This is a genomic window from Streptomyces sp. NPDC049915 (genome assembly GCF_040656475.1).
Lineage (GTDB): Bacteria > Actinomycetota > Actinomycetes > Streptomycetales > Streptomycetaceae > Streptomyces.
This window is the reverse complement of sequence record NZ_JBFAMH010000023.1, coordinates 55,009-74,123: the sequence shown is the minus strand read 5'-3', so window position 1 is coordinate 74,123 and position 19,115 is coordinate 55,009. Positions and strand designations below refer to the sequence as shown.

Genomic DNA, 19,115 nt, shown 5'->3' with positions numbered 1-19,115 from the left:
CAGTGCCGTGCATGAGCGATCGCGCGGTGCTGCACGTGAAGGGACGGGTCCTGGTCGGGCCCGACGACGTCCGGGACGAGCTGTGGGTGGTCGACGGGCGGATCTCCTACGACCGCCCGGCCGGCGCCCGTGACGTGCGCACGGTCGAGGGCTGGGTGCTGCCCGGCCTGGTCGACGCGCACTGCCACGTCGGCCTCGACGCACACGGCCCCGTGGAACCGGAGACGGCCGAGAAGCAGGCCCTCACCGACCGCGACGCGGGCGCCCTGCTGCTGCGGGACGCCGGCTCGCCGTCCGACACCCGCTGGATCGACGACCGCGACGACCTGCCGAAGATCATCCGCGCGGGCCGGCACATCGCCCGCACCCGCCGTTACATCCGCAACTACGCCTGGGAGATCGAACCGGACGACCTGGTCGCGTACGTCGCCCAGGAGGCCCGGCGCGGCGACGGCTGGGTCAAGCTCGTCGGCGACTGGATCGACCGCGACCTCGGCGACCTGTCCGCCTGCTGGCCCCGCGAGGCGGTCGAGGCGGCGATCGCGGAGGCCCACCGCCTCGGCGCCCGCGTCACCGCGCACTGCTTCGCCGAGGACTCGCTGCGCGACCTGGTGGAAGCCGGCATCGACTGCATCGAGCACGCCACGGGTCTGACGGAGGACACCATCCCGCTGTTCGCCGAGCGCGGGGTGGCGATCGTCCCGACGCTCGTCAACATCGCCACCTTCCCGCAGCTCGCGGCCGGCGGCGAGAGCAGGTTCCCGCGCTGGTCGGATCACATGCGCCGGTTGCACGAGCGGCGCTACGACACCGTGCGCGCCGCCTACGACGCCGGCATCCCGGTGTTCGTCGGCACCGACGCCGGCGGGTCCCTTCCGCACGGTCTGGTCGGCGCGGAGGTGGCCGAGCTGGTGACGGCCGGCATCCCGCCGATCGAGGCGCTGTCCGCGACGACCTGGGGCGCCCGCGCCTGGCTGGGCCGCCCCGGCCTCGACGAGGGCGCCCCGGCCGACCTCGTCGTCTACGACAGCGACCCGCGCGCGGACGTACGCGTGCTGGCCGCACCGCGCCGGGTCGTGGTGAACGGGACACCGGTGAGCTGAGCGGTCTCATGAGGCGCGGGATTCGAAGGCGTGCGCGACGAACACCCTTTGGGGTGAAGTTCCCTCTCCGTGCTGACCGCCCCGCGTTCGAGCCGTAATCCTTGCTGGGTCCCGAAGCGTTCCTTCTCTGGGGGGCCCACCCTTGAACGGCAACACCTTCCGCATGCCCGCACGCCGCCGACGCCTGACCGCCGTCGCGGCCGCCACGGCCCTCGCCGCCGCACCTGTGGTCCTCGCGGGCGCCGGCCCGGCCCACGCCACGACCGGCGACCAGGGCCGGGCGAGCGCCGTGGTCCTGCGCACCGGCCTCGACGTGTCCTTGCTCGACAAGACCGTGAACGTCCCGCTCGCGGTCTCCCTCAACGAGGTCCAGGCGCCGCGCAGCGCGCAGAAGACCGCGCTGGCCGTCCGCCTCGACGGCGTGAACAACGGCAACCCGTTCAGCGTGCTCAGCGCCGAGGTGGCCACCGCGAAGGCGACGACGACCGCGCACAAGGCGGAGGGCGTCACCCGCCTCGCGCACGCCCGGCTGCACGTCCCCGGCCTGCCGCTGCTGTCGCTGATCGAGGTCGAGGACGTCACGGCCAAGGCGACCTGCGAGGCCGGGAAGGCTCCGGTGGCCACGTCGAACGTGCTGGGCGCGGTGACGGTCCTCGGCAAGCGGGTCACGCTGACGTCGGGCGGCACGACGGACGTGAAGGTGCCGGGCGTAGGCGAGGTCCGCCTGGACCTGTCCAAGAGCGAGACGACGTCCCGCACGGCGGCGGCGACGGCCCTGCAACTCAAGGTCTCCGTGAACCCGTTGAAACTCAACGTGGCGGAGGTCGAGGGCACCGTGACCCTCGCGAAGGCGACCTGCGAGGCGCCGGAACCGGCCGCGCCCGCGCCGAAGCCGGCCGCCGCCGCCCCGGCCCCGGACGTGAAACCGCAGGGCGCCCCCGCCCAGGCCGACCTCGCGGAGACCGGCGGCAACTCGCTGACGCCGTACATCGCGGGCGGCTCCGTGGCCCTGCTCGCGGCGGGCGCCGGAGCGGTCGCGCTGGCCCGCCGCCGGGGGTGATCCCTACGGCGCCGGCGCCGACGCCAGTGCCTGGAGGAAGCCGTCCGTCGTCGCCCGGTCCCGCACGGCCAGCCGGAGCCAGTCCTCCCCGAGCCCCGGGAAGGTGTCCCCGCGCCGGACGGCGTACCCCAGGGCGCGCAGGCGCCGGCGTACGGCGGCGGCCCCCGGCAGCCGGATGAGCACGAACGGCCCCTCGGCCGGGGTCACCACCCGCACGCCCAGGCGCCGCAGTCCGGCGACCAGGTGTGCGCGGTCCGCCGCGATCGCGTCCGCCGCCCGGGCCGCCTCCGCCAGCGCCGCGGGCTCCACGCAGGCCCGCGCCGCCGCCAGCGCCGGCGTGGACACCGGCCACAGCGGCTGGGCCCGCTCCAGTTCGGCGACCACCTCGGGGGAGGCGAGGACGTACCCGATGCGCAGCCCGGCCAGGCCCCAGGTCTTGGTCAGGCTGCGCAGCACCACCAGGCCGGGCACGTCCGTCCGCCCGGCCAGTGCCTCCCGCTCACCCGGCACCGCGTCCATGAACGCCTCGTCCACCACCAGCGTCCGCCCCGGGCGGGCCAGCGCGGCGATCGACGCGGCCGGGTGCAGCACCGACGTGGGGTTGGTCGGGTTGCCGACCACCACCAGGTCCGCGTCCTCGGGGACCAGCGCCGGATCCAGCCGGAAGCCGTCTCCCTCCCGCAGCAGCACCCGGTCCACGCTGTGGCCCGCGTCCCGCAGTGCCGCCTCCGGCTCCGTGAACTGCGGATGCACGACGACCGGCCGGCGCACCTTCAGCGCCCGCGCCAGCAGCACGAACGCCTCCGCCGCCCCGGCCGTCAGCAGCACCCGCTCGGCGGGCAGCCCGTGCCGCGCCGCGACCGCCGCCCGCGCCGCCCGTCCGTCCGGGTAGGCGGCGAGCGAGGACAGCGAGTCCGTGATCCGCTCCCGCAGCCAGGCCGGTGGCGTGTCCGCGCGCACGTTCACCGCGAGGTCGACCAGCGCCGCCCCGTCGTCGCGCACCTCGGCGTCACCGTGGTGACGCAGGTCGTGCCCGTCAGTGCGCATGGGAGTGCGTGTGCCCTCCGTGCCCGTGCCCGTGGTGATGGTGCCCGTCGTCGTCCGGGTGGAAGTGCGGCTGCTGCGGCAGTCCCACCTTGTCCTCGAAGCCCGGCAGCGCGATCCGGTACACGCACGAGTCGCAGTTCATCCGCAGATCGCCCTTGACGGCCTCCTCGTACCGCTCCATCACCAGGTCCAGCAGCTCCGGCTCCGGCCCGATGACGTCCGCCGAGCGCACGTCCAACTCGGGGTGCGCCGCCGCCCACTCCTCGGTCTGCCTGCGCACCCGGTCCGGCAGGATGCCGGTGAACAGGAAGTACGGCAGGACCACGATCCGCCGCGCGCCGAGCTTCGCGCACCGCTCGAGCCCGCTCGGCACGTCCGGCGCCGCCAGCGACACGAACGCCGTCTCCACACCGGCGTATCCGCGCCCCTCCCACAGCAGCCGCGCCGCCTTGTGCACCTCGGCGTTGGCGTCCGGGTCGGTCGAGCCGCGCCCGACCAGCAGCACCGTCACCTCGGAGCGGTCGGCGCCGTCCAGAACCTCGTCCAGGCGCCGCTCCAGCACGTTCAGCAGCGACGGGTGCGGGCCCAGCGGACGGCCGTAGGTGTAGGTGATGCCGGGGTGCCGCTCCTTCTCGCGGGCCAGCGCCGCCGGGATGTCGCCCTTGGCGTGCCCGGCGGACACCAGCATCAGCGGGACGGCGGCGAAGCGGCGTACCCCGCGTTCCACCAGCTCGGTCACGGCCTCGCCGAGCGGCGGCGGGGACAGTTCGATGAAGCCGCCCGCGACGGGCAGCTCGGGGTGGCGGAGCCCCAGCTCGCGGACGAAGTCGCGGAACGCCTCGGCTCCGGCGTCGTCCCGGGTGCCGTGGCCGGCGATCAGCAGGGCGGGCGGGGTGGTCACGCGGTCTCCTCAGATGAAAGGGGGTGGTACAGCAGGGCGTTCAGGGCGGCGGAGGCGACCGCCGACCCGCCCTTCTCGGACACGTTGCTCACGGCGGGCAGCCCGCTCTCGCGCAGCGCGGCCTTGGACTCGACGGCCCCGACGAAACCGACGGGCAGGCCGATGACGAGCGCCGGGGCGGCGTCCAGCGTCAGGAGCTCCTCCAGCGCGGTCGGCGCGTTGCCGATCACCCAGAGGGCGCCGGGCCCGACCTGCTCGTAGGCGAGCCGGATGCCGTGCGCGGACCGGGTCAGTCCGGGACCGGCGGTGGCGTCCTTGAGCCGGCACACGGTCGCGCGGCGGGTGATGCCGGCCCCGACCATCTCGACGTCGACGACGACCGGCGCCCCGGCGTGCAGCGCGGCGTGCGCCTTGACCAGGTCGTCCTCGTCCATGACGAGGTCGCTCGCGTACTCCAGGTCGGCGGCGGAGTGGATGACCCGCTCCACCACGGCCCGGGTCAGCGGCGGGAAGTGCGAGGTGTCCAGGCGGGCGCGCAGCCGCCGGTAGGACTCCTCCTCGATGGGATGGACCACACGGTTCACCGGGCCTCCTCCTGGGTGGTCTGCCAGCGGTAGCCGCGCGGGGTCACCATGCGCCCCGCGATGTTCCGCGTCGCGGTGTTGCCCACGGTCACGACCGTCATCATGTCGACCGTCGCCGGGTCGAGGTCGCCCAGCGCCGTGACGCGGCTGGACTCGTCCGGCCGGGAGGCGTTGCGTACGACACCGACGGGCGTCGTCGGCTCCCGGTGCCCGGCGAGGATCGCGAGCGCCTTGGGCAGCTGCCAGTCCCGGCCCCGGGAGCGCGGGTTGTAGAACGTGACCACGAGGTCCGCCTCGGCCGCGGCCCGCACCCGCCGCTCGATGACCTCCCACGGCGTGTGCAGGTCGGACAGGGAGATCGAGACATGGTCGTGGCCCAGCGGCGCGCCCAGGATCGCCCCGGCCGCGAGCGCCGCGGTCACGCCCGGCACCCCGATCACGTCGATGTCGTCGGACGCCTCCGCCAGCGCCGGCGAGGCCATCGCGTACACCCCGGCGTCACCGCTGCCGATCAGCGCCACGGCCTGCCCGCGCCGGGCCTCCGCGACGGCGGTACGGGCCCGCTCCTCCTCGGCGCCGAGCCCGGACTCCAGGATGCGGGTGCCGGGGCGCAGCAGGTCGCGGATCTGGTCGACGTACTGGTCGAGGCCCACCAGCACGGAGGCGCGGCGCAGTTCGGCCTTGGCGCGCGGGGTGAGCAGGTCACGGGCGCCCGGCCCGAGGCCGACCACCGCGAGCCGCCCGCGGCCCGGACGCCGTACGACGGCGCAGGTGGCCATGGCGGGGGAGCCGTCCGCGCGCTCCGACTTCCGCTTGGGGACGAGGAGTTCACCGCCCCGCGCGAGCGCGGCGGCCTCGGCGACGGACGGTGTGCCGACGGCGGCGAGCGGCGCGTCGGACGGGTTGGGCACCGCAACCTCGGCCAACTCCTCGGCCGGGTACGTCACCAGTGGCACCCCGAGCCGTTCGGCGGCCTCGACGAGGCCGGGCTCACCGGCCTTGGCGTCCACGGTGGCCAGCTCGGCCAGCGACCGCACGGACAGCCCCGCCTCGGCCAGCGCGGCCTCGAGCAGCGCCAGCACCTCGTCCACCGGGGCGCCCTTGGACGCCCCCACACCGGCCACCAGCGTCGGCGGGCGCAACAGCACCTCGCGCTCCCCGGCGGCCACCGCGCGGTCGGTGACGCGGATCGTGTACGCGCCGCGCTCGGCCACCGGCAGCGGCGGCAGCGGCCACGCCACCTCCGCCTCAAGCGCGACCGGCTCCCCGTCCAGCAGCGCCCGCGACACGGCCGCGACGGCGCCCTCGACGGGCAGGCCCAGGGTGTCCAGGCCGGCCAGCCCGACGGCGTCCGTCGCCGTCGTCACCACCGGCACCGCGTCGAGCACCTCGGCCACCTCGGCGGCCAGGTCGTTGGCGCCGCCGCCGTGCCCGCCGAGCACCGGCACGGCGAACCGGCCGCCCTCGTCGACGCACACCACACCGGGGTCGGTCGCCTTGTCGCCCAGCAGCGGCGCGACCAGCCGGACCACCGCGCCGGTCGCCAGGAAGCACACCAGCTGCTCGCACTCCGCGAACGCCCGCCGCACGGCGTCCGCGACAGCGCCGTCGTACACGCGGGTGCGGTCCGGCCACGCCGCGGCCAGCCGGTCCCGCGCCGCCGCCCCCGCCGCGGTGGCGGAAATGAGGCCGATCACTGGGCAACTCCTTCATCAGCAGATGCCGGGGGCCGCTCGCCCCACAGCAGGAAAACGGGATTGGCCGCCGCGAGCCGGGTCACGTCCCCGGGCAGCGGCGCGAGCCGCGACGACTGCAGCAGCACGCCGTCCACGTCGAACCCGGCGTCCGTCAGCGCGGCACGCGCCGCCGGCACCCGGTCGAGGGCGGCCAGCGCGACCACCACGGTCCGCCGGGCACGCCGCGCGCATGCCGTGACGACGGCGGGCAGCTCCCGCCCGCCACCGCCGACGAACACGGCGTCGGGCTCGTCCAGACCGGCCAGCACGGTCGGCGCCGCCCCGTGCACCACGTGCACGTCGACACCGTGCGCGGCCGCGTTGGCGCGGATCCGCTGCACACCGTCCACGGTCTTCTCCACCGCGGTGACGGCGGCCCCGAGCCGCGCGCACTCCACGGCCACCGAACCGGAACCGGCGCCGACGTCCCACACCAGGTCGCCGGGGCGCGGCCCCAGCCGGGCCAGTGCCAGCGCCCGCACCTCGAACTTGGTGATCATCGAGTCGCGGTGGGCGAACGCGTCCTCCGCGAGCGCCCATCCGGCGGGCCCCGGACCACGCCCGGCCAGCGTCCGGACGGGGCCGAGCGCCCGCCGCTCGTCCAGGCTGACGACGACACTGACCGCCGTACCCCAGTCGCGGGCCGCGGCCTCGGCGGGCGTCACCCGCTCCAGCCGTTCCCGAGGGGAGCCCAGCGCGGTCGCCACGACGAGGGTCCGGTCGTACGACCGCAGCGCGGCACCGATCTCGGCGGGGCCCGCGCCGGGACCGGTCAGCACCGCCACCTTCGGCTGCGCCCGGCACACGTTCACGGCGGTGCGCAGGTCACGGCCGTGCGCGCTGACGACGACGGCGTCGTCCCAGGGCAGCCCGAGCCGCGCGAACGCGGCCGCCACGGACGACACCCCGGGCCGCACATCGAGCCGGTCCGCGCCGAACCGTTCGGCCAGCATCCGCACGATCCCGAAGAAACCCGGGTCGCCCGAGGCCAGCACGACCACCCGCCGCTCCTTGCGGACGTACTCCTCGATCGCGTCCAGCGCCGGAGTCAGTGGCCCGAGCACGATCCGCTCCGCCGTCTCCGGCACGGCGGCCGCGTCCAGATGCCGCCGCCCGCCCACGACCAGCTCCGCGCCCGCGAGCACGTCCGCGCCGACGGGCTCACCCGTCCCCGCGCCCACGACGGTGATCACGTGCCGGCACCCCGCTCGCGCAGCGCCCTGCGGGCCTCGGGGTCCGCCTTGCGGAAACCGTGGAAGTGGCCCGGGTGGTACAGGTGCGAACGCGTGCCGTGCGCGTCGAGCGCCGGGCCGACCAGGAAGAGGGTGTGCTTCCAGAGCTTGTGCTCCTTGACGGTCTCCTCCAGCGTGCCGATCGTGCACGTCACGATCAGCTCCTCCGGCCAGGTCGCCTGGTACGCCACGACGACCGGAGTCTCCGTCGGGTAGCCGCCCTCCAGCAGCTCCCGCACCAGCTGCCCGCTGCGCGCCGCCGACAGGAACACCGCCATGGTGGTGCCGTGCTTGGCGAACTCGCGGACCTCCTCACCGGGCGGCATCGGCGTCTTGCCGCCGCCCAGCCGGGTCAGCACCACCGACTGCGCCACCTCGGGGATCGTCAGCTCCCGCTGCGCCAGCGCGGCCACCGCCGAGAACGACGACACGCCCGGCACGACCTCGGTGGCGATGCCGATCTCCCGGCAGCGGTCCAGCTGCTCCTGCGTGCCGCCCCACAGGGCCGGGTCGCCGGAGTGGATCCGGGCCACCCTCAGTCCCTCGTCGAACGCACGTCGGTACACGGCGACGACGTCCTCCAGGGACATGGTCGCCGAGTCCAGGATCTCCGCGTCCTCGCGGGCGTGTTCGAGGACCTCCGCCTGGACCAGGCTCGCGGCCCAGATCACGACGTCGGCCTCGGCGATGGCGCGCGCGGCACGGAACGTCAGCAGATCGGCGGCGCCGGGGCCGGCACCGACGAAGGTCACCTTGCCGGTGGGGGCATCGGCCATGGGAATCGGTCCTCTCCTACAGGTCGGTATGTCAGTGCGTCAGGGGCTGTCGGACGTGCGCGCACGCCCGTGCATCGGATAGCAAGGGCCTATGGCGGTCTTCGTGGCGATCGGGGCGTTCCTGATGACGCTCGCCGGCGGCTGGACGGCACAGCGTGTGACCGACCGCCGCCACCTGGTGCTGGGCCTGGCGGGCGGGCTGATGCTCGGCGTGGTCGGCCTGGACCTGCTGCCGGAGGCCCTCAAGGCGGCCGGCACGGAGGTCCACGGCGTCCCCGCGGCCCTGCTGCTGTTCGTGGCCGGCTTCCTGCTGGCCCATCTGGTGGAACGCCTGCTGGCGGCCCGCCGCGCCTCCCACGGAGGGAACGAACACAACCACCGGGCGCCGGAGGTGGGCCTGACCGCCGCCGCGGCGATGGTGGGCCACAGCCTCATGGACGGCGTCGCGATCGGCGCGTCCTTCCAGGTGGGCGGCTCCATGGGCACGGGCGTGGCGCTGGCCGTCATCGCCCACGACTTCGCGGACGGCTTCAACACGTTCACCCTGACCAGCCTGTACGGCAACGCCCGCCGCAAGGCCTACGCGATGCTGTTCGCGGATGCCCTCGCACCGGTCGCCGGAGCCGCCGCATCCGCGTACCTCGCCATCCCGGAGGGCGTCCTCGGCGGCTATCTCGGCCTGTTCGGCGGCGTCCTGCTCTATCTCGCCGCCGCCGAGATCCTGCCCGAGGCCCACCACGAACACCCCGCCCGCTCCACCGTGCTGTGCACGGTCGCGGGGGCGGCGTTCATCTGGCTGGTCGTGGGCATCATGGGCTGACGGCCTGCGTCTCACAGCTTGCCGCCCCGGCCGCCGTCCCGCCGCGCGGGCGCGATCAGCGTCGACAGATACGGCAGCGGGGCGCCGTCCAGCTCACCGGCCGGCCGGATCGACTCCTCCGGCAGCCCCAGCGCCGAACCCCACACCGCGTCGGCGAGCCGCCCGGTCTCCCGCAGCGCCTCCGCGACCTCCGCCGCCTGCCGCCCGAACTTGTACGCCACGACCGTGCCCGGCCCGTTCAGGGCGTCCTTGAGCACCGCCGAACCGGCGGTCACCGGCACCAGCGTCAGCGGCTCGGTGCCCTCGGTCAGCACCGCGCCGGAGCGGGCCGCCAGGTCCTGCATCGCCGTGATGCCGGGCACCGTCTCCACGACCGTGCCGGGCACCAGCCCGGCGATCGTCTGCGCGAGGTAGGTGAACGTCGAGTACACGTTGGGGTCGCCGATCGTCGCGAACGCCACCGTGCCGTGCTGCCGCAGCAGCGCCGCGACCCGCTCGCCGGCCGCGTCCCAGGCCGCCTCCCGGCGCGTGCGGTCCGTGCGCTCGTTCAGCGCGAAGACGACCCGCAGGACCTTCTCCTCGGGCACGTAGTGCAGCACGGTCGCCTCGGCGCGCCCGCGTTCCCCGGTGTCCATCACGGGGACGACGATCACGTCGGCGGCGCGCAGCGCGTTCACGCCCCTGACGGTCACCAGTTCCGGATCGCCCGGACCGACTCCGACCCCGATCAGCCTGCTGCTCATGACGTCCGGCACCTCTCCACGAACCGACGGGCGACACCGGGCACGGACGCCCAGTGGGTGTGCAGATAGCTCGCGTGCACACCGCCCTGTACGAAACCTTCGACCCGCCTGACGGGAGTGCGTACTCCCCAGGCGGGAGCCGCGCCGGCGCCGGGCTCGACGACCGTGCGGTGGAACTCGTGCCCGCGCATCCGGGTCCCGGCCGGCGCGAGCACGCTGTCGCCGACGGCCACCGCGTCCCGGTAGCCGAGGGTGAGCCGCTCGGTCATCCGGGCGGTGGCGTCCAGCACCCCGCACATCGGCTGCCCGTCCAGCTCCCGGCACAGATAGAGCAGCCCGGCGCACTCGGCGGCGACGGGAGCGCCGGACAGGGCGAGCTCCGCGATCGCCTTGCGCAGCGGCTCGTTGCCGGACAGCTCGGCCGCGTACACCTCGGGGAAGCCGCCGCCGACGACCAGCCCTTGTGTTCCGTCCGGGAGTCGCTCGTCGCGCAACGGATCGAACGTGACGACGTCGGCCCCGGCGGCGGTGAGCAGTTCGGGGTGCTCGGCGTAGGAGAAGGTGAACGCGGGCCCACCGGCGACGGCGACCACGGGCCGCTCCGCCACGGAGGCGACGGGCGCCTCCCACGGCTCGTCCGTCAGCGCACCGGCGCTGCGGGCCAGCGCCTCCAGCGCCTCCAGGTCGCACCCGGCGGCGACCTGCGCGCCCATCGCCGCGACCGCCTCCACGGCTGCGGTGCCCCGCTCGGCGACCGGCACCAGCCCCAGGTGCCGCGACGGCGTGTCCACCTGCGGAGCCCGCCGCAGCACGCCCAGCACCGGCACCCCGGCCGCATCCAGGGCCTCCCGCAGAAGGGACTCGTGCCGCTCGGAGCCGACCTTGTTCAGGATCACGCCCCCGACCCGCACCCCGGGGTCCCAGGACGCGAACCCGTGCACCAGCGCGGCCACAGAGCGCGACTGCGAGGAGGCGTCCACGACCAGCACGACCGGCGCCCGCAGCACCTTCGCGACCTGTGCGGTGGACGCCAGCTCGCCCTCCCCGGCGGCACCGTCGTACAGCCCCATCACGCCCTCCACCACGGCCAGGTCGCAGCCCCGCGCCCCGTGCAGGAACAGCGGAGCGAGAAGCTCCGGCCCGCACAGGTACGCGTCGAGGTTGCGGCCCGGCCGCCCGGTGGCCAGCGCGTGATAGCCGGGGTCGATGTAGTCCGGGCCCACCTTGTGCGGGGACACGGCCATCCCCCGCGCGGCGAACGCGGCCATCAGCCCCGTGGCGACGGTGGTCTTGCCGCTGCCCGAGGAGGGCGCGGCGACGACCAGCCGGGGAACGGACATCACCACTCGATGCCCCTCTGGCCCTTCTGCCCGGCGTCCATCGGATGCTTGACCTTGGACATGTCGGTGACCAGGTCGGCGAAGTCCACCAGCTTCTCGGGCGCGTTCCGCCCGGTGATCACCACATGCTGGGTGCCCGGCCGGTTCCGCAGCACGTCGATCACCTCGTCGGTGTCGACCCACCCCCAGTGCATGGGGTAGGCGAACTCGTCCAGCACGTACAGCCGGTACGTCTCGGCGGCCAGGTCGCGCTTGACCTGCTCCCAGCCCTCGCGGGCCTTCTCCTCGTTGTCCATCTGCGCGTCGCGCTGGACCCACGACCAGCCCTCGCCCATCTTGTGCCAGTCGACGGTGCCGCCCTCGCCGGAGGCGCCGAGGACGCGCAGCGCGTTCTCCTCGCCGACCTTCCACTTCGCCGACTTGACGAACTGGAACACCCCGATCGGCCAGCCCTGGTTCCAGGCGCGCAGCGCCAGACCGAAGGCGGCCGTCGACTTGCCCTTGCCGACGCCGGTGTGCACGACGACCAGCGGACGGTTGCGACGCTGACGGGTCGTCAGGCCGTCGTCCGGTACGACACTCGGCTGTCCCTGCGGCATTACGCGGCCCTCCTCGAAGTCCCCTGCACGTCCTTGACCAGACCGGCGATCGAGTCCGCCCGCAGCTCGTCGAGCGTGACGGCCGTGCCACCCAGATCGGCGGCGAGCTGCCCGGCGAGCCCGAGCCGCACCGGCCCCGACTCGCAGTCCACGACCACCGAGGCGACCGAGTCGGCCGCGAACAGCCGTGCCGCACGCCCGGCCAGCGCGACCGGCTCCGGACCACCGGTGGCCCGCCCGTCCGTCACCACCACGACCAGCGACCGGCGCGCCGGGTCCCGCAACCGCTCCACCCGCAGCACCTCGTGCGCCTTGAGCAGCCCGGCCGCCAGCGGCGTACGCCCGCCGGTCGGCAGCGACTCCAACCGCGCGGCGGCCGCGTCCACGGACGAGGTCGGTGGCAGCGCCACGTCGGCGGCGGAACCCCGGAAGGTCACCAGACCCACCTTGTCCCGCCGCTGGTAGGCGTCCAGCAGCAGCGACAGCACGGCGCCCTTCACGGCGCTCATCCGCTGCCGCGCCGCCATCGACCCGGAGGCGTCCACCACGAACAGCACGAGGTTGCCCTCACGCCCCTCGCGGGCCGCCTGCCGCAGATCGTCCCGGCGGATCACCAGCCCCGGCCCGGACCGGCCCCGCGCCCGCTGATGCGGGGCGGCCGCCTGCACGGTCGCCGCCAGATGCAGCTTGGTCAGCGCACCCTGCGGCCGGCGCGCCCCGGTGGTGCGCCCCTGCTCGGTGCGCGCCCGCGAACGCCGCCCGGACGCACCCTCGCCGATCCCGGGCACGCTCAGCACCTTGGTGCGAAAGGGCTCCGAGGCGCGCGCCGCCTGCTGCTCACCCGCGCCCGCGCCGGACGGCTGCGGCTCGTCGCCGTCGCCCTCCTCGGGCCGCGCCCCGGTGTCCCCGCCCTGCGGACCGTCCTCCGGCGCCGGCTGCCCGCCGCCCCCGCCGCCCCCACCGGGCCCGTCGGGGTCGGGATCGTCGTCGGGGGACTCGCCGGAGAACTCCTCCAGCGTCCGGTCCAGCTTGTCCTCGTCGAGACCGGGCGCGTCGAACGGGTTGCGGCGCCGCCGGTGCGGCAGCGCCAGCAGCGCCGCCTGCCGCACGTCCTCGGCGAGCACGTCGGTCCGCCCGGCCCACGCGGCCAGCGCGGTCGCGGTGCGGGCCATGACGATGTCGGCGCGCATGCCGTCCACCTCGAACGCCGCGCAGGTCGCCGCGATCTGCCGCAGCGCGCCGTCGCCCAGGCGCACCTGCCGCAGCAGCGCCCGCGCCGCCGCGATCCGCTGCCGTACGGCGGTCTCCTCCTCGGCCCAGCGGGCGGCGAAGGCGGCCGGGCCGGCGTCGTACGCCAGGCGCCGCTTGACGACCTCCACCCGCTGGTCGGGCTCACGGGAGGCGGCGACCTCCACGGTCAGCCCGAACCGGTCGAGCAACTGCGGCCGCAGCTCGCCCTCTTCCGGGTTCATGGTGCCGACCAGCAGGAACTTCGAGGCATGGCGTACGGATACGCCCTCGCGTTCCACGTACGACGCGCCCATCGCCGCCGCGTCCAGCAGCAGGTCGACCAGGTGGTCGTGGAGCAGGTTGACCTCGTCGACGTAGAGGATGCCGCGGTGCGCGTCGGCCAGCAGGCCCGGCTCGAACGCCTTCACGCCCTCGGCGAGCGCCCGCTCGATGTCCAGCGCGCCGACGAGGCGGTCCTCGGAGGCGCCGACGGGCAGTTCGACCATGCGGGCGGGCCGTGCGACCCCGGCCCCCGGCTCGTGCGGACCGTCGGGGCACGCCGGGTCCGGGGAGGCCGGGTCGCAGGAGAAGCGGCACCCGGCGACCACGTCGACCTCGGGCAGCAGCGCCGACAGCGCGCGCACGGCCGTCGACTTCGCGGTGCCCTTCTCGCCGCGCACCAGCACTCCGCCGACCGCCGGCGAGACCGCGTTCAGCAGCAGCGCGAGCCGCAGATCGTCCTGGCCGACCACGGCCGTGAAGGGAAAGGGAGTGGTCACTTCTCGTCGCCCTCCAAGTCGCCTTCCAGCTCCAGATAGGTGGCGCGCAGCCGCTCCAGCGTGTCCGCGTCCGGCTCCGCCCACAGGCCGCGGTCGGCGGCCTCCAGCAGTCGTTCGGTGATGCCCCGCAGCGCCCACGGGTTGGACTTCTTCATGAAGTCCCGGTTCTCCGGGTCGAAGACGTACTCGGCGCTGAGCTTCTCGTACATCCAGTCGTCGACCACGCCCGCCGTGGCGTCGTACCCGAACAGGTAGTCCACGGTCGCCGCCATCTCGAAGGCGCCCTTGTAGCCGTGCCGGCGCATGGCCGCCATCCAGCGCGGGTTGACCACGCGGGCACGGAACACCCGGTGCGTCTCCTCGCCCAGCGTGCGCGTCTTCACCTGGTCCGGCGTGGCCGAATCGCCCACGTACGCCTCGGGGTTGGCGCCGGTCAGGTGACGGACCATGGCGACCATGCCGCCGTGGTACTGGAAGTAGTCGTCGGCGTCGACCAGATCGTGCTCACGGGTGTCGACGTTCTTCGCGGCGACGGCGATCCGCTTGAACGCGGTCTCCATGTCCCCGCGCGCCGCCCGCCCGTCGAGCCCGCGCCCGTAGGCGTAGCCGCCCCACACCGCGTACACCTCGGCGAGGTCGGCGTCCGAGCGCCAGTTGCGGGCGTCGATCAGCGGCAGCAGACCGGCGCCGTACGCGCCCGGCTTGGAGCCGAAGATACGGGCCGTGGCCCGGCGCCGGTCACCGTGCTCGGCGGTGTCCGCGTCGGCGTGCGCCTTCACATGGTTGCGCTCGGCGGGCTCGTCCAGCTCCGCCACCGTGCGGACCGCGTCGTCGATCAGCCCCACGACGTGCGGGAACGCGTCCCGGAAGAAGCCGGAGATACGGACCGTGACGTCGATGCGCGGCCGGCCCAGTTCCTCCAGGGACACCACCTCGAAGCCGGTCACTCGGCGCGAGGCGTCGTCCCAGACGGGACGGCAGCCCAGCAGCGCCAGGATCTCGGCGATGTCGTCGCCCTGGGTGCGCATCGCGGACGTGCCCCACACCGTGAGGCCGACGGACTTCGGGTACTCGCCCGTGTCCTGCAGATAGCGGGCCACGAGCGAGTCGGCGAGCGACTGCCCGACCTCCCAGCTCAGCCGGGACGGAATCGCCTTGGGGTCGACCGAGTAGAAGTTCCGGCCGGTCGGCAGGACGTTGACCAGACCGCGGGTGGGCGAACCGGACGGCCCGGCCGGGACGTAACCGCCGTTCAGCGCCTTCAGGATGTGCCCGATCTCGTCGGTCGTACGGGCGAGCCGCGGCACGACCTCGTCGCACGCGAACTCCAGCACGGCCGTTGCGTCCGGCAGTTCGGCGTTCAGCGCGCCGCGCAGCACCTCCGGCACGGCCGCCCGCTCCCAGCCCCGCGCCTCCATGCCCTCCGCGATCCGCCGGCACAGCTGCTCCAGCAGGTCGATCGCGTCGGACGCGGTGCGCGCCGGACCGTCCACCAGGTCCGTCAGCTCCGGCGGCACCTTCACCGGGGCGCCCGGCTCGCCCAGCAGCTCCTTCTCCATCAGCCCGAAGTGCGCCGCGAGCGAGGCCCGCAGACCCGGCAGGGCGTTCGCCTGCCCGCCCCACACCTGTGAGGCGCGCAGCACGGCCAGCACCAGGTTGACGCGCGGCTCGGCGACCGGACCGCCGCCCAGGATGTGCAGGCCGTCGCGGATCTGAACGTCCTTGATCTCGCACAGATAGCCGTCGATGTGCATGACGAACTCGTCGAACGCCTCGTCGTCCGGCTGCTGGTCCACATGCAGGTCGTGGTGCAGCTCGGCCGCCTTGACCAGCGTCCAGATCTGCGCGCGCACGGCAGGCGCCTTCACCGGGTCCAGGTCGGACACGAGCGCGTACTCGTCGAGCAGCTGCTCCAGCTTCGCCAGGTCGCCGTAAGTGTCGGCGCGGGCCATCGGCGGTACGAGGTGGTCGACGACCGTGGCGTGCCCGCGCCGCTTGGCCTGGGTGCCCTCGCCCGGGTCGTTGACGATGAACGGGTAGATCAGCGGCAGGTCACCGAGGACCGCGTCCGGGGCGCACCCGCCCGACAGGCCGAGGCCCTTGCCCGGCAGCCACTCCATCGTGCCGTGCTTGCCCATGTGCACGATCGCGTCCGCGCCGAAGCTGTTGTCCAGCCAGCGGTAGGCCGCCATGTAGTGGTGGGACGGCGGCATGTCCGGGTCGTGGTAGATCGCGATCGGGTTCTCGCCGAAGCCGCGCGGCGGCTGGATCATCACGACGACGTTCCCGAACTGCAGGGAGGCCAGGACGATGTCGTCGCCGTCGACGTACAGACTGCCCGGCGGCTCGCCCCACGCCTCGGTCATCGCGTCCCGCAGCTCGGGGTCCAGCTTCTCGAACCACGCCCGGTAGTCGGCCAGCGGCACCCGCGCGGGCGCGGTGGCCAGCTGTTCCTCGGTCAGCCACTCCACGTCGTGGCCGCCGGCCTCGATCAGCCGGTGGATCAGCTCGTCACCGCCGGAGGGGTACCCGCTCACCGCGTACCCGGCGTCCCGCAGCGCGTCCAGCACCCGCACCGCCGACGCGGGCGTGTCCAGACCGACCGCGTTGCCGACGCGGGAGTGCTTGGTCGGGTACGCGGTGAAGACCAGTGCGATCTTCTTCTCGGCGTTCGGCTTGTGCTTCAGCCGGGCGTGCCGCACGGCGATGCCGGCGACGCGCGCGGCCCGCTCCGGGTCGGCGACGTACACCGGGACCTCGTCCGGGCCCTGCTCCTTGAAGGAGAACGGCACGGTGATCAGCCGGCCGTCGAACTCCGGGATGGCGACCTGCATCGCCGCGTCCATGGGGGACAGGGCGGCGTCCGACTCCTCCCAGGCGCTCTTCGACGACGTCAGGCACAGGCCCTGCAGCACCGGGACGTCGAGGTCGGCGAGCGCGCCGATGTCCCAGGCCTCCTCGTCGCCGCCCGCGGAGGCCTGCGAGGCGTGCGTGCCGCCGGCCGCGAGCACGGTGGCGACCAGCGCGTCGGCGCGCGTGAGGAGTCCGTACAGCCCCGGGTCCGCGCCGCGGAGCGAACCGCAGTACACGGGCAGCGCGTTGGCGCCCTGCGCCTCGATCGCCTCGCACAGGGTGTCCACGAAGGCGGTGTTGCCGCTCAGCTCATGGGCGCGGTAGAAGAGCACCCCGACGGTCGGACGGCCGTCCTTGAGCGCGTACGAGCCGTGGACGCCGTACTCCGGCATCGTGTGCGGCTCGTCGAACCCCTCACCGGTCAGCAGCACGGTGTCCGACAGGAACCGCGACAGCTCCAGCAGGTTCCCGGGACCGCCCTCGACCAGGTACCGCAGCGCCTCCGCGACCACGCCGGCCGGCACGCTCGACTCGGCCATCAGCTCGGCGTCCGGGACGGCCTCGCCGCCCAGCAGCACGGTCGGGATGCCGGACGCCTTCAGCGCGGCGAGCCCGTCCTCCCAGGCCCGCTTGCCGCCCAGCAGCCGTACGACGGCGAGGTCGGCGCCCTCGATCAGCGCCGGGAGCTCCTCGGCGACGTCCACGCGGGTCGGGTTGCCGATCCGGTAGTCCGCACCGGAGGCCCGGGCCGCCAGCAGATCCGTGTCGGCGGTGGACAACAACAACACTGTGCTCATGCGGGCGCTCCCGGTGGAATGAAAGGCAGTCCTTGCGGCGCGCCGGACTCGATGAGCCGCCACAGCGCGTCCGTGTCCGCGTGCTGTTCGATCAGGTCGCCGAGCCGGTCGAGCTGCTCCTCGCGCAGCGCGGCGAAGGAGGTGTCCGGCGCGGGCACGAAGCGGCGGCCCGCGGCGGCGGCCACCTCGCGCAGGAAGGCGCGGCGGAAGCCGTCGGACTCCAGCGAGCCGTGCCAGTGGGTGCCCCAGGTCTGGCCGACGCGGCAGCCGTCGAGGAAGGGCTCCCCTCCCGTCACGGAGCCGATGCCGTGGTGGATCTCGTACCCCTCGACCCGCTCACCGAGGGCTTCCCCGTCCGGCCGGGTCAGGGTCTTCTCGCGGGCGAACCGCACCCGCACGGGCAGCACGCCGAGCCCGTCGACGGCGCCGGCGCGCGACTCGACCTCGTCCTCGATGTGTTCACCGAGGATCTGGAAACCACCGCAGATGCCGAGCACGGGCCGCTGCTCGGCGGCCCGGCGCACCAGGGCGTCGGCCAGGCGGCGTTCGCGCAGCCACTGAAGCGCCCGCACCGTCCCGCGGGTGCCCGGGATCACCACCAGGTCGGCGTCGGCCAGTTCCTCCGGCCGGTCCACGAACCGCACGACCACGCCCGGTTCGGCGGCCAGCGCGTCCACGTCGGTGAAGTTGGACATCAGCGGGATCGCGCAGACGGCGACCCGCAGGACGTCCTCGCCGACGGGCGGGGAGACGGCCGACTCGCGGACGGTGCCGCGCAGGGACACCCTGAGGCCGTCCTCCTCGTCGATGCCGAGCCCGTGCCGGAAGGGCAGGACGCCGTAGGTGCGCCGCCCGGTGAGACCGTGCAGCATGTCCAGGCCCGGCTCCAGCAGGGAGACGTCACCGCGGAACTTGTTCACCAGGAAGCCGGCGAGCAGTTCCTGGTCCTCGGGTGAGAGCAGGGCGAGCGTGCCGAAGAAGGACGCGAAGACGCCCCCGCGGTCGATGTCGCCGACGACGAGCACGGGCAGCCGCGCGCCCCGCGCGATGCCCATGTTCACGATGTCGGTCCGGCGCAGATTGATCTCGGCCGGCGAGCCCGCCCCCTCGCAGATCACCGCGTCATACGTGCCCCGCAACTCGGCCAGGCACTCCAGGACCGTGCCCAGCAGCTTCTGCTGGCGTCCGCCGTGGTAGCCGCGTGCGCTCATCTCGCCCACCGGCTTGCCCAGCAGCACCACTTGGCTGCTCTGCTCGCCGCCGGGCTTGAGCAGCACCGGGTTCATCAGCGCGGTCGGCTCGATCCGGCAGGCCTGGGCCTGCATGGCCTGCGCCCGCCCGATCTCGGCGCCCTCGCGGGTGACGAAGGAGTTCAGGGACATGTTCTGCGCCTTGAAGGGCGCCACCTTCACGCCCTGCCGCACCAGCCACCGGCAGATCCCGGCGGTCACGACGCTCTTGCCGGCGTCGGAGGTGGTGCCGGCGACGAGGAGACCGCCGTTCATCGATCGCGCC

Annotated in this window: 15 protein-coding genes; 3 read left to right on the top strand and 12 right to left on the bottom strand. The window is 74.3% G+C overall.

Annotated features, from left to right (window positions below; genetic code table 11):
- Nucleotides 1-11: 11 nt before the first annotated feature.
- Nucleotides 12-1,103 carry an amidohydrolase family protein gene (locus tag AB0J12_RS30285; protein WP_363267737.1) on the top strand — a complete coding sequence of 364 codons (1,092 nt, stop codon included), beginning with the start codon at nucleotides 12-14 and terminating at the stop codon, nucleotides 1,101-1,103.
- A 142-nt stretch (nucleotides 1,104-1,245) separates the two neighbouring features.
- Nucleotides 1,246-2,163: an SCO1860 family LAETG-anchored protein gene (locus AB0J12_RS30280; RefSeq protein WP_363267736.1), complete on the top strand. Its 918-nt coding sequence runs from the start codon at nucleotides 1,246-1,248 to the stop codon at nucleotides 2,161-2,163.
- A gap of 3 nt (nucleotides 2,164-2,166) precedes the next feature.
- Here AB0J12_RS30280 and cobC read toward each other — a convergent pair whose 3' ends face one another.
- From cobC to cobM, 6 genes are read right to left on the bottom strand one after another with little or no spacing between them, the layout of a single operon-like run.
- Nucleotides 2,167-3,210 (bottom strand): Rv2231c family pyridoxal phosphate-dependent protein CobC, encoded by a 1,044-nt coding sequence (gene cobC, locus AB0J12_RS30275; RefSeq protein ID WP_363267734.1) that lies wholly within the window; start codon nucleotides 3,208-3,210, stop codon nucleotides 2,167-2,169.
- Nucleotides 3,200-4,111 (bottom strand): sirohydrochlorin chelatase, encoded by a 912-nt coding sequence (locus tag AB0J12_RS30270; RefSeq protein ID WP_363267732.1) that lies wholly within the window; start codon nucleotides 4,109-4,111, stop codon nucleotides 3,200-3,202. Before AB0J12_RS30270 ends, cobC begins: the two co-directional genes overlap by 11 nt.
- Complete coding sequence (locus AB0J12_RS30265; protein WP_363267730.1) at nucleotides 4,108-4,695, bottom strand: precorrin-8X methylmutase; 588 nt, start codon at nucleotides 4,693-4,695, stop codon at nucleotides 4,108-4,110. The genes AB0J12_RS30270 and AB0J12_RS30265 overlap by 4 nt, the downstream gene beginning before the upstream one ends.
- Complete coding sequence (gene cobJ / locus AB0J12_RS30260) at nucleotides 4,692-6,392, bottom strand: precorrin-3B C(17)-methyltransferase (protein WP_363267729.1); 1,701 nt, start codon at nucleotides 6,390-6,392, stop codon at nucleotides 4,692-4,694. The genes AB0J12_RS30265 and cobJ overlap by 4 nt, the downstream gene beginning before the upstream one ends.
- On the bottom strand, nucleotides 6,389-7,624 hold the full coding sequence (gene cbiE, locus AB0J12_RS30255) for a precorrin-6y C5,15-methyltransferase (decarboxylating) subunit CbiE (protein WP_363267728.1): 1,236 nt from the start codon (nucleotides 7,622-7,624) through the stop codon (nucleotides 6,389-6,391). The genes cobJ and cbiE overlap by 4 nt, the downstream gene beginning before the upstream one ends.
- Nucleotides 7,621-8,439, bottom strand: coding sequence for a precorrin-4 C(11)-methyltransferase (gene cobM / locus AB0J12_RS30250; protein ID WP_363267726.1), 819 nt, complete (start codon nucleotides 8,437-8,439; stop codon nucleotides 7,621-7,623). Before cobM ends, cbiE begins: the two co-directional genes overlap by 4 nt.
- Before the next feature lie 91 nt (nucleotides 8,440-8,530).
- On the opposite strand from cobM, the gene AB0J12_RS30245 reads away from it, so the two are divergent.
- Nucleotides 8,531-9,259: a ZIP family metal transporter gene (locus AB0J12_RS30245; RefSeq protein ID WP_363267725.1), complete on the top strand. Its 729-nt coding sequence runs from the start codon at nucleotides 8,531-8,533 to the stop codon at nucleotides 9,257-9,259.
- Nucleotides 9,260-9,270: 11 nt separating this feature from the next.
- Here AB0J12_RS30245 and cobI read toward each other — a convergent pair whose 3' ends face one another.
- From cobI to AB0J12_RS30215, 6 genes are read right to left on the bottom strand one after another with little or no spacing between them, the layout of a single operon-like run.
- Nucleotides 9,271-10,002, bottom strand: a complete 732-nt coding sequence (cobI, locus tag AB0J12_RS30240) for a precorrin-2 C(20)-methyltransferase (protein ID WP_363267724.1) — start codon at nucleotides 10,000-10,002, stop codon at nucleotides 9,271-9,273.
- The gene (locus tag AB0J12_RS30235) at nucleotides 9,999-11,348 is read right to left on the bottom strand and encodes a cobyrinate a,c-diamide synthase (RefSeq protein ID WP_363267723.1); all 1,350 of its coding nucleotides are present in this window, start codon (nucleotides 11,346-11,348) and stop codon (nucleotides 9,999-10,001) included. Before AB0J12_RS30235 ends, cobI begins: the two co-directional genes overlap by 4 nt.
- Entirely contained in the window at nucleotides 11,342-11,941 is a 600-nt protein-coding gene (gene cobO / locus AB0J12_RS30230; RefSeq protein ID WP_363267722.1) for a cob(I)yrinic acid a,c-diamide adenosyltransferase, read from the bottom strand. Before cobO ends, AB0J12_RS30235 begins: the two co-directional genes overlap by 7 nt.
- Complete coding sequence (locus AB0J12_RS30225) at nucleotides 11,941-13,950, bottom strand: putative cobaltochelatase (protein ID WP_363267721.1); 2,010 nt, start codon at nucleotides 13,948-13,950, stop codon at nucleotides 11,941-11,943. The genes cobO and AB0J12_RS30225 overlap by 1 nt, the downstream gene beginning before the upstream one ends.
- Nucleotides 13,947-17,600: a cobaltochelatase subunit CobN gene (cobN, locus tag AB0J12_RS30220; protein WP_363267720.1), complete on the bottom strand. Its 3,654-nt coding sequence runs from the start codon at nucleotides 17,598-17,600 to the stop codon at nucleotides 13,947-13,949. Before cobN ends, AB0J12_RS30225 begins: the two co-directional genes overlap by 4 nt.
- Nucleotides 17,597-19,105: a cobyric acid synthase gene (locus tag AB0J12_RS30215; protein WP_363267719.1), complete on the bottom strand. Its 1,509-nt coding sequence runs from the start codon at nucleotides 19,103-19,105 to the stop codon at nucleotides 17,597-17,599. Before AB0J12_RS30215 ends, cobN begins: the two co-directional genes overlap by 4 nt.
- Between the last annotated feature and the right edge of the window lie 10 nt (nucleotides 19,106-19,115).